General features: G+C 55.4%; 9 protein-coding genes. All 9 read right to left on the reverse strand.

Features of this window, described 5'->3' with window-relative positions:
- A partial coding sequence (locus KH813_RS04275; RefSeq protein WP_303993651.1) for an LpxD N-terminal domain-containing protein occupies positions 1–261 on the reverse strand: 261 nt, incomplete at its 3' end.
- Positions 261–752, reverse strand: coding sequence for a hypothetical protein (locus KH813_RS04280; RefSeq protein WP_083631627.1), 492 nt, complete (start codon positions 750–752; stop codon positions 261–263). The genes KH813_RS04280 and KH813_RS04275, both read right to left, overlap by 1 nt.
- Positions 742–1,701 (reverse strand): hypothetical protein, encoded by a 960-nt coding sequence (locus KH813_RS04285; protein ID WP_303993656.1) that lies wholly within the window; start codon positions 1,699–1,701, stop codon positions 742–744. Before KH813_RS04285 ends, KH813_RS04280 begins: the two co-directional genes overlap by 11 nt.
- A 3-nt stretch (positions 1,702–1,704) precedes the next feature.
- Entirely contained in the window at positions 1,705–2,226 is a 522-nt protein-coding gene (locus KH813_RS04290) for an OmpH family outer membrane protein (protein ID WP_303993658.1), read from the reverse strand.
- A 23-nt stretch (positions 2,227–2,249) separates the two neighbouring features.
- Positions 2,250–3,518 carry a hypothetical protein gene (locus KH813_RS04295; RefSeq protein WP_303993661.1) on the reverse strand — a complete coding sequence of 423 codons (1,269 nt, stop codon included), beginning with the start codon at positions 3,516–3,518 and terminating at the stop codon, positions 2,250–2,252.
- Positions 3,519–3,578: 60 nt separating this feature from the next.
- Positions 3,579–5,795, reverse strand: coding sequence for an outer membrane protein assembly factor (locus tag KH813_RS04300; protein WP_303993663.1), 2,217 nt, complete (start codon positions 5,793–5,795; stop codon positions 3,579–3,581).
- A 68-nt stretch (positions 5,796–5,863) separates the two neighbouring features.
- Positions 5,864–6,385 (reverse strand): hypothetical protein, encoded by a 522-nt coding sequence (locus KH813_RS04305; protein ID WP_303993666.1) that lies wholly within the window; start codon positions 6,383–6,385, stop codon positions 5,864–5,866.
- A gap of 159 nt (positions 6,386–6,544) precedes the next feature.
- Entirely contained in the window at positions 6,545–7,177 is a 633-nt protein-coding gene (locus tag KH813_RS04310) for a sigma-70 family RNA polymerase sigma factor (protein ID WP_303993669.1), read from the reverse strand.
- A 9-nt stretch (positions 7,178–7,186) separates the two neighbouring features.
- On the reverse strand, positions 7,187–11,259 hold a 4,073-nt coding region (locus tag KH813_RS04315), incomplete at its 5' end, for a translocation/assembly module TamB domain-containing protein (RefSeq protein WP_303993672.1).

Genomic DNA, 11,259 nt, shown 5'->3' on the forward strand with positions numbered 1-11,259 from the left:
TACATCGACCAGTTCCGCGAACGCCCACTTCGGATTTTCCGTGACGATCACGGTCGTTTCCACCGTTTCTTCCGGCGCGCTTGTCATCAGCACCGCGCCCGCTTTCACCATCGGCAATTGCGCGGCGTATTCGTCCAGCAAAAAAGCAATGTCGTTCGGGCCGGCCGTTTCCACGCCCGCAACGCCCATGATTTCCTTATTGCCGTCACCGTATACTGTACCGTTAACCCGTGCGGCCAAATCCGCTACTGTATACGCCATTACTTTTGCCCGCTCTTCTCTGCGGCGGCCGGTTGCGCCTCTTGATTCTGTTTTTTATTCGTATTGTCGTTGGCTTTGAGTTTCGCCAGCAATTCATCCGTTACATCCACGCCTTGGTAGTGAACGGCATTTTTATGCATAATAATGCCGAGTTTTTTGTCCTTGGCGATCAGTTGGGACTGACTTTCGATCAGCGCCTGGAATTGCTGTTGCTTGGCCATCTGGAATACTTGCAATTCCCGTTTGGCCGCCTGTTCCGTCACGGCGAATTCTTCCGGCGAGGAAGTCGCCTGCGCCTGCTGCAGACGCGTTGCGATTTCCGCCTGCTTGGTCATAATTTCCTGGGTGATCTGCTGGGCCTGACCGCTTTCCCGCGCGATGCGTTCAAAATCGACAACGCCGACTTTCTCATCATTGCCGCAGCCGCTCATCAGCATGACGCCGGCCAGCATCCCGACCAGCGCGAATGACCGCCACCATTTATTTACCACTGTTACTTACCTCCTTAGGATTCGTCCCCAATTTCTGCAAAATATCATTCGTGACATCTTGCGCGGAAATATTGGCGCGATACTCGGCAAAAATCACTTCGAGATTTTTGGCCTCCGCTACCGCCTGCGCCTCGTGACGAATATCTTGGGTGATTTCTTCTTTGACTTGATTCATTTCATTTTGTTTGGTCGCGAGCGTTTCGCGCCATTCATGATTCCAGCCGGCGCCGTCCGACATCAGTTGCGCCGCCATCTCATCGTGGAGCTGCTGCTGCGCCGCCTCTCTTTGCGCGCTCAGTTCCGCGATCACTTCGTCGCTGTATCGGGCCAGATCCGCCTGCGCTTTTTCTTTCAACGCGGCAAGCTCTTTTTGCCCTTCTTCCGGCAACACCACCGCTGTATCCGTCAGAGCGGCGCGTTCCGCGAGCAATTCCTGCAAGCGCGCTTCCATGGCTTCGCGTTCGGCCGCGGGTAAATGGAGCGCCCGAAGTTTCAGCTGCAAGTTGACGATTTCCAAATCCGCCTTCTGTAGTACTTCATCTGCCGGTTGCGGCGCGCGCGCGATCCACTCACGATACAACGCTTCCAGTTTTTGGTTCCATGCGGTTTCACGCGCCGTCATTTTGGCCCGGTATTCCGTGTTGAGTCCCTTTTCGATGGCCCCGGAGGAAAGCTGCTCACGCAATGCTTCCTGCGCTTGGGCGGAACGGCGAATCAATTGTTCGCGTTCGGCGTCATACGTGGCCACCAGGTTTTTGTACTCCTGCTCCAGACGAAAATAATCACTGTAACGCGGGTGGGCGTGCACTAATTTTTCCATATCCGCCACACCGTACTGCGGCGCTTGCGGTGCCTGCTCCGTGCGGGAACAGCCGCCGATGCCGCAACCGCTCAGCAAAAGACACGCGGCCAGAAGTACACTCAGTGCTCCATGCGTTGACCTTTGCATAAATTACTTCTTGGTTTCTGCCGACTGCTCTTTACCCGCTTCTTTCGTCAGAGCATTATTGAGCGCCGTCTGCACTTCACCGGTGATATCGACGCCGCCGTAAAGCACGGCCGCTTTATCGACAACCAGCGACAAGCCTTTTTTATCCGCTACTTCTTTCACGGCATTGTCAATTTTACCTTGAATATTTTTGTGGATTTCCGCCTGTTTGGCGTTGAACTGTTTTTGCATTTCCTGGAAATATTGCTGTTTTTCCGCGTCCGACATATTCGCCGCTTTCGCGTCAAATTCGCTTTGCAATTCTTGCGCCGCCGCCGCCATTTGCTGCTGATATTCTACGCCTAAACTCGACGTATCTTTAATAATGTTGGCCTGGTCGACCACGCCGATGGACGAGGTCGGTGCCGCCTGAGCAACATTCCCCATGCCCATCATGGCATACGCCGCGATACCGAGAACGAATACCGCCGCGACGACGAACGAAACCACTTTCACATTGTACTTATTACGCATTGCTCGCATCATAATCAATCGACTCCTTTAATTCCTCAGATATGTCCGATGACACGGACCCAATAATCGTCTTCATCGCGGATCAGCTCCACGCCGAGATAATCCTGAAGGCGATAGCCGACGGCAACGCTGTCCGCCGACGGCGACAAGTCATGGTCCCACCAGAGATACCAGCGCGGACTGAATTCCTGTCGCAAAAATGCCGTTTGCTGCGGTTCCGTCCATTCGTAACGGTAACCCAAGTAGGTTCCCACACCAAAACGATGCATGTAACCGGTGGAAACATCCCAACTCACATCATGCGGGAAAAAATCCACATCGACGAAGAAAGTATCGTGATCCGTCGCCCGTTTTCCGAGCGTGCCGCGGACCCGCGTGTTTTTTTCTTCCCGCCCCAAATCCAGAGCGACATTGGCGTCAATCAACCACGTGTCGGTGCTCGCATTGATCGTATAGGTAAGTTCTTCACCAATCGTAAGCGCGCCTGTCAAATCCAAATCGTAACGGCTGACGAAGGGATCTTCTTTGGCCGTCTCCAACAAACGCTCCGCGATCTCTTCGCGGTGACGTTCCAAAAAGGCCTGCGGTGCGCCGATATATTCCGGCAAGACCTTCCGAACACGTTCCGCCGCGCCGTTGATGAAGATTCGCGGGACCGTTTCGGAAGCGGTACGCACCTGATGGGTACGAACTGTCGGTCCTTGCGGTAAAAGGTAAATTTTAGCGCTCGTTGTCGCCGCCGGTGTAATCTCAAGCTTAGCGTTGAATTCCGGCAAACGACGGGCAAATTCGTCTTTTACGAGCGTGTCTGAAATGCCCCCTACCCAATCCAGCGCGCCGAGCGGTAAACCGATCAAAAGCGCATTGATTCTTTCGTCGATCGCCGCCAGATCGCTGGCCATCAAGGCATGCACCGTCGGCGATAAATTGCCGTAGTCAACCGCCGTGTGCACCTCTTGCACGTGCTCACCGTAGGGTGTCAGAACGAGAACGAGTCGGGTCGCCGCGTCGGCGTGCACCTCGACATCTGTCACCACGTACCCCGAGATGACACGTCCGGCGACATCCGCCAACACTTTGCCGTATTCTCCGGCATGCGCCGCCACCGTTTCCGACGGCTGGCCGACCAAAACACGTTCACCGATCACTTTGACACTGGCCTCAATACGATCGGCCACCGAAGGCGCTAATCGCCCCGTACCGGTTTGCACACTGACATCCACCGTTTGAATCGGCGCCGCCTGAAGAGCCAGCGGCAACGCGACCAAAGCCGCGCTCAAAAAACCGATAAGCCGCTTGCTCATACATCCCCTCTTTTCTTATAAACAGTGAACAGGCGACAAGGGTTTGTCGCCTGTCGCGGTTTAGAATTGGCCGCCGAAGCTGAAGTGGAATTTATTCTTGTCACCATGCGCGTAGTCGAGTCGGATCGGTCCGATCGGAGTCTGTACACGCAAGCCGACACCGGTCGACCAATGTACTTTATTGCTGTCATGGTACCAGGGAACGCGCGACTCATCGATGCCCCACGCGTTACCGACATCGGTAAAGACGACGCCGTCCACTTTCTTGATAATCGGGAAACGGTATTCCAAGGTCGCCGCATACATGTTGCTGCCCTTGAACTGGTCATCTTCAAAGCCGCGCAAGTTGTACGCGCCGCCCAAGCTGAAGAGTTCGGAGTAACCGATTTCGCCGTTGGCGTAACCGCCCATGACGCGCAGCGCCAAGACGTGGTTATTTTTCAGTTTCTTATAAAAACGTCCTTCGGCGTTGACTTTATAGAAGTCGAAATCGCCGCCCAAGCCGTGACCCGCCCATTGGCCGGTTACCGAGTAACGGTAGCCGCGGGTCGGGTTGAAGTAATTGTCACGGTTATCAAACACATGGGTAACGGACAAGCTGTTCGTTCTACCGAAGTTTTTGCCGATGTAGTCCATGTCTTTGAAATTGTAGTAGCCCTGCGGAGTGACAGTGGCCACCGCCGTGCGCAAGGCATCGCGCCATTGATTAAGCGCTTCGATATCCGCGTTGTCGTCACCGGTCAGTTCCGGTGCTTCCGGAAGCGTTACGCCGGTAAGCAGGGAGGCCGCCGCGCCCGGTTCCAAAAGCGTCGGCTGCGGCGCGTTCAACGCGAAATTAACGACCGGAATCGGTTTGCCGTTGGCGTCCAGCTTCAACTTGCCGTCTTCCGTGCGCTCCATGCCGACCAGCGGAATGACCGCGTTTTCGCCGTAGTTGAAGCCGCCTTTATATTCATCATATTTATCGTCGCGGCTTTCCCATGTGATCGAAGTCGTGCGATATTCGCCATGCGCGCGTCCCAGGGTCAGGTTGTAACCTTTGCGACGTTTGTCATAAGTGGCGACAGTGCTGCCGTCTTCATTGTAATCATCATATTCCACCACACGGTTGTAGAACGAGAAGCCGAGCGATGTGCCTTTGTCATCAAGCCACGGACGCGTGTACGAAATCTGGTAGTTCTTGTCGCTGCCCTTGCCGCCGAATTCCCAGTGAACATTGATCTTGTCGCCCGTGCCGCGGAAGTTGTTTTCACCGAATTCCACGATCCCGACAAAACCGTCCGACTTCGAGTAGCCGGCGCCCAAAGTAACAACGCCCGTTTTTTGTTCGAGCACGTCGATTTCCACAACGACTTGGTGATCGACTTTACCCGGCAGCAAACGCACGTTGACGTCTTCAAAATAACCCAGGTTGTAAAGACGTTCCAAGCTGCGTTGCGCCAGATATTTATTGAAAGGATCCCCTTCTTTGAAGCGCAGTTCGCGAGTGATGACATAATCCTTGGTCTTTTTGTTGCCTTTGATGACGATGTCTTCAACAATGCCTTCATCGACTTTGACCGTCAGCGTTCCGTCCGGCGCGACCTGCACATCGGAAACGGAGGCCAAAATGTATCCCTGTTTCACGTAGAGATCTTCAATCGCGCGAACTTTTTCGCCCACTTCCACCGTATTCAAAACGCTGCCTTGCGGAATGGCCAACATCTGCGCAAGGTACTCGGCATCAAACGCCGACACGCCTTCCACGCGAACCTGATTGACCACCGGGTTCGTCGCGACCTGATACGTCAACTGCACGCCTTCCGGCACAGCGGTGAAAACCGGCGCGATTTGCGCAAAGATGCCGCTGTCGCCAATGGCTTTGATGTCGGCCGCGATCGCTTCCGACGATACTTTGTCGCCGACTTTGGTAGTCAAACGCGGCAGTATCTGCTGCGCGACTCCGTCCGGAACGCCTGCCAACGCTACGTTTGTGACCGTTTTGCCGACCTGCGCATCGATCGCTGCCTGATCCGCTTTGGCTACATACAGCGCCTGTACATTGCTCGTCTGCGTCGTCTGGCCGACGGTCAGCGCCGGATTGTCGATTAATCCTTGCTCCGCAAGCGAGTCTTTTGCGCCCGGCGTCACCGTCGTTGAGATAGCCGCTTCATTGTACGGCATATGCTGTTCGGAAACCGTCGTCGGCGCATCCGCCGCGAACCCCTGAGTCGCTCCCAGCGTTGCCAGCGTGACTGCGGCGACAAGCCATTGCCGCGCCTGTTTGCCATGTTTCATATAGTTATATCCTCCTAATTGCAAATGGTATCCATTCATTTGAATGATAGGTTTAGTTTACTTGATAATTACGGTGTGCGCAATACCTTCGCCGCATCGTTGACCACCGACCGCATTTCATCCGGAGCAAGTTGTACCGCTTGCGTTGCCGGTGCCGTTTTGACCGGTGGCGGCGCCGCATGCACTGCCGGTTCACGCGCCTCCGCTGCCGCTGCGCTCACCGCCGGCGCTTGCTGCGATACTTGCGATGCGTTCGGTGGCGGCCATGCCGCCGAGGGTTCCAAAGGAACCGTTTTCACTACCGTTACGGGAGTTGTAACCGGCGCGGGAATGTCATCATCCTTTTGCCACCACCAGCCGAAACCGCTCACCACAACGAGCGCCGTCACCAGCGCAAAAGCGCGTTGCCAATGTTGCCACTGTCGGGACATGCCGCGGTCTTCCCGAAGTTTTTGCATTTCGGCTTGGGCTAAAAGCAAGTTCAACTCGCCTTTCAGAGGCGTTTCGTCATGAAATGAATGCTCCGCCTGTTCCAACCAGCGGCGCGCCGTTTCAACGCGACGAACAAGCTCATCTCGGGAAAGACTCATGCGTGTGCTCCTTTCTGTTAAAATTTCTAAATAAAACTTCTTAATCAATTTAAAGTCGGCTTTTTGGATTTCCTTTGCAACCGCATTCCGCATTGTTTTTCTGAATAATGCTCTTGTTTTTGAGCGAATCCTCGCAAATCATAGCCGATGTATCTTCGTTTACTCGCGTCGCTCATGCATCAAGCGCGATAACATGCCGCGCAGGCGGCGTATGCCGGTTTTTTGCAATTTATAAATGTAAGTTTTAGAAACTTGTAATTCCAGCGCCAGCTCCTTCGGCTCGCGATTTTGCATGTAAATGCCGTCGACCACCTGCTGTTCTTTCGGCGGCAAACGATGCACGGCGTTGCACACCGCTTCCCACAAAAGCGTCCGATCGGCCGCCTCAAACGCATCCGTCGCCTCCGTCACGAGGCTGTTGAATTGCGCGCGGCTTTCGGCCCAGGCGCTGTCTTCCACCGGGATATCGGTTCCGTTTTTATAAATGTAATCGAGCATGCGTCCGCGAATGCGGTGCCGCGCAAAGAGTGAAAACGCGACCGACCGCGCCGGTTCATACCGTTCCGCCGCTTCCATCAAACCGACGGTGCCCTCCTGCAAAAGATCCAGTAACGTCGCTTCCTGCAGCTGCCAGCGCATCGCTTCTTTGACGACCAGGGGCTGGTAATGCTCGATCAGCGTTTGGCGGGCGCCGCGATCCTGTTCTTCTTTATAGGCGCGCCACAAAGAAGCTTCCGTTTCGGGATCCAATAATTCAATTTTGGCAAGTTCCTGAAAATATTCTTTTAACATGGCGCTCCTTTAGAATCGATACTGCCAATTACCGCCGATATAGTAATTGTCTTCATTATTCATCCACGCTTCCGCTTGGAAACTCCGGTTAATGTCGTAACGGAAACCGGCGCTTTGCTGTTCGTTGTTGACGCCGGTTGTCAGCACCAACATGAAGTCATCGAACAGATATTTGCCGATTTGCAAGTTGTAAAAGCTTTGGTTAGCGACGGTGGATGTTTCAAAGGGATCAACCGAACCGGTCGTGACCTGGATCATGTCGAGACCCAACACATCCTGCAGGCGATTTTCGAGCGTGCCGAAAACCAATACCTGCGCCGCCGACGCTAAGGCCGCGTTGGCGTCCGCCCGACCGAGATCGTTGATATCGCCCTGCGTGTGCAAGGTAAGCATCATGACGATTTCTTCTTGGCTTAACGCCGGTTCCGAAGTAAGTTTCAGATCGAGCTCCGTCGGTAAACCGTCCGCCTGCATATGAATGCGGTAACGATTAAATTTTGTCGTGGCGAGCACGTGCAGATTCGGCAGGAAGCTCTGCGTTCGATTGAAATCGGCCACGCCTTCCTCGACCTTGAATTTATTGCTCAGATACCGCAAGTACCCGTTTTTCACGACTACTTTGCCGTCAACATCCGGCGCCGCGGTCGTGCCGCCGACATGTAAATCGCCGGCCAATGTCAGGTCATAGAGATAGCTGTTATAAAGACGTGTCTTTTCGCCGATGCTGACATTCACATCAAATCCCATCAACAGCGGCGTGCTGCCGTCCGTAAATGTCAACGGAATATCGAAACGGGATTTTTCCACCAGAACATCGCCGGTAAGATACGGCATGCCCGCCTGTTGCGTAAGTTGTAAATGCGCCGTCAAAGGACCGGAGTAGTATGAGCTCTGCGGATTGATCGCGTCGGCGTCCAGCGTCCCTTCATAGCGCGTATCGGTAAAGTCGGTCCAGCGAACGTCACCCGCCGTGGTAAGATCGCCTCCGCCGATGGTCGTTTGTCCGCGCCAGGTAGCGGATTTACCGTTAAACTTCAACTCCGCGTGAATATGTTCCAGCGGACTTTTCATGGTTTCTATCGTCGCTGCGCCGTCCGCGACAAAAATGCGTCCGTTGATGTGCGGATCCGCAAGCGTGCCGGTGACCGTGATGCCACCTTTGGTTTCGCCTGTGGCGGAAAGAACCGCCGGCGATAACGCGCGCAACAGTTCCAAATCCGCCTTATCCAAACGGATTTCCAAGTTCATCGATTCATTCGACTGCGTCGCCCGTCCCGCTTTCGTCAACGCGGCGACCGGAACTTTACCGTACATGCTTAGTTGATACGGTTCACGTTGCAGCAAAGTCTGGTTCACTTCAATGATTTGATCGCGCATATTCAACAGGCCGATGAAACGATCAAAGGTAACGCCTGCAAATGCGCCGTTCGAAAGTTCGAACGACATATCCATCACCGGTGTTTTCGTCGGTCCGGTAAAGACCGCGCTCACATTCAAATTGCCCGTGAGATCAAGCGGTTGTCCCGCCAGCGCTGTGACGTAGGTGACATCGACATCTTTCGCCGCCAGCTGCATATCGATTTCACCATCGAGATCGGCTGTGCCGGCGGCGGCGAGCACGCCCGCGCCGATCGGCATATGCAATTTGCGGACGGTCGCCACGCGATTGACGTAATCCGCATCGATTTCCGTCGTGCCGAAAGGTTTGCCGTCAATGCTACCGTTTTCCAGTTTACCGTTGATGCGCAAACTCGGGTTCGCGGCCGTGCCGTTGAGTTCGACACGCCCCGTCACCTGACCGGCCAAGTTCTCGTACGGGATATTCGCCAGACGCAAAAGGCGCGCAATATCTGCTCCCTCCACGTTGCCGGCCCCGCGGAACACGCCGCCGTCCAAGCGATACGTGCCGTTCAAACGGTAAACGCCGTCGCGCTGCGTCAACGTCGTATCGGTCAAAGCCGCTACGCCTTCGGCGTAAGCTAAATGACCGCGCAAACCGTCGATCGGTTCGCCGTTGGCATATAAATTATGACCCCAGAAGTCCGCTTCCAAGCGCGGATCGGCCGGCGTGCCGCGCAGTGTTCCCTCGGCGGATACGGTGCCCGCCAGTCGGTTCGTATTTTTTTCGCGCAATACGCGATCAATATCAATTTCACTTGCTTTCAGCTGAACATTCAACGCGTTCGGCGCGATCGTGCCTGACGCGTACAAAGTACCGTTGTACATCGAGGCCAGCGCCTCATCCAAGTATAAAATATCGCCGTTGTAACGATAACGGGCGACTACATCCTGATAGAGTTCGCCCATCACCGAACCGTCCCAAAGATGCAGTTCACCACTCGCTTCCGGTTGATCGAGCGTGCCGCGCACGGTCAGCGAATTGGTGGCCCAGCCGGTCGCGTCCAGCGGCAAGTCGGCCGCCCGCAGTAACGATTCCAGGCGAATGTTGTCGCTTTGAACTGTAAGATCCAGCGCTTTCGCTCCGGTCAGCTGCGCGCTGCCGGAAACGACATGACCGCCTTCGGCATCCTGCCAGACAAGACGATCCGTGGTAAACGTATCGTCGACGTACGCCACATCGCCGTGAATCGACGTATACGCGAGACCGTGCACGGCGCCGTCACGCGCGCTCACCGTGCCGACGAATTGCGGCGCCGCGACGCTGCCGGTAAGTTGTCCTATAAGATCCGCCGCCCCCGACATAGTGACACCGGCCAAGCCGGAAAGATACGAAAGCGGTAAATGATGCGCGGCTACTTGAATGCCCTGCGGCGTATCCATGCTGCCGAACGCCGTAAATGTACCGTCACCCATGGTGCCGTTCAGGTAATGCAACACAAGCGCGCCCGCTTCATAGCGCAACGACGCGCGCAGCGAATCGGTCATGATGCCCGCGCCGCTGACGCCCGTTCCGGAGCCGGTAAACGTCGCCAACGCCATTTCCCCGTCATGAAATTCGACCGCGCCGCGGCCGTTGATCGTACCGGCGTACGCGCCGTCCGTTTCCGGAAGCTGCGCCAAATTAATATTGTCCGCCGTATATTCACCGGCGCCGGTATTCGTCGCAACATTATAATAACCGCTGCCGCGCACTCGTCCGTCGCCGATTCCCGCCACCACTTCCGGCAGGTTCACGACATCTCCGCGATAGACAAACTGGGTAAAAACATTTTCCAGCGGCGTCGCGCCGTAGCTGCCCTGTTGCAGCATCGCAACGCCTTCCGCCGTCGGAGCCGCCACCGTGCCGCCCACATGCGCGTTGGCCGCGACCGGCCCGTAGAGAGGCGCATCGGCAAGCGCCGCCACTTCCGCGCCCGTCGTCGCCAAATGCAGATCCAGCGCCGGATCGTCATTGAGTAATATCGTGCCGTTGGCCGTCAGCGGTTGCCCGTTCACTTGCGCCTGCATATCGGCAAAGGACAGACGATTCGTCGCCAAACGCACGACGGCCTTGGCGTCGGTGACTTTATACCGATCGTATTGCAGCGCGCCGTCGCGCAATTCCGTAGTGCCGTCATAGCGCAAACCGGTAGAATCGGCGCTGACATTCAAATCCGTGTTGTGAATCTCGCCCGCCTGCAACGCGATCTCCGGCGCGGCATCGCACAGCACGTAATTCGCGAGCGTGATCGGCAAGCGTTTCGCCGTCACGTGCGCGTTAAAATCGTCCGCCGCAGTATAGTTGCCGGTCAGCGTGACAGGTTCGTTATTATATAAAAATTTCGCTCGGCCGTCGACGGTCGGGTAATCATTCAAATCCATCCCGCACGTGACATCGGTCAGATGGATGGTAGGATCCTGTAAAAATTCCAAATGCGCCAAACCGCGATTGACCATGATTTTGGCGCGCAAAGAGAACTCCGTCTGCGTTTCCTGCGGACGGATCAAATGGGAAACATTCCAGGAACGGTCCGGCTCTTCCCGCAACCAAACCTCCGGTTGTTCGAGCGTAACGCCGTCGAGGACTCCCAAAGCGGCGCGCTTGCCCATCGCGTATTCGATCGCCCGCCACAGATTCCAGCTGACTTCGATATCCGGAACACGCGCTACCGTGAGCCCCTTGGCATCGGTTACCGTCGCAT

Origin of the sequence: Negativicoccus succinicivorans (assembly GCF_018373335.1) — a bacterium.
GTDB classification, from domain to species: domain Bacteria; phylum Bacillota; class Negativicutes; order Veillonellales; family Negativicoccaceae; genus Negativicoccus; species Negativicoccus succinicivorans_A.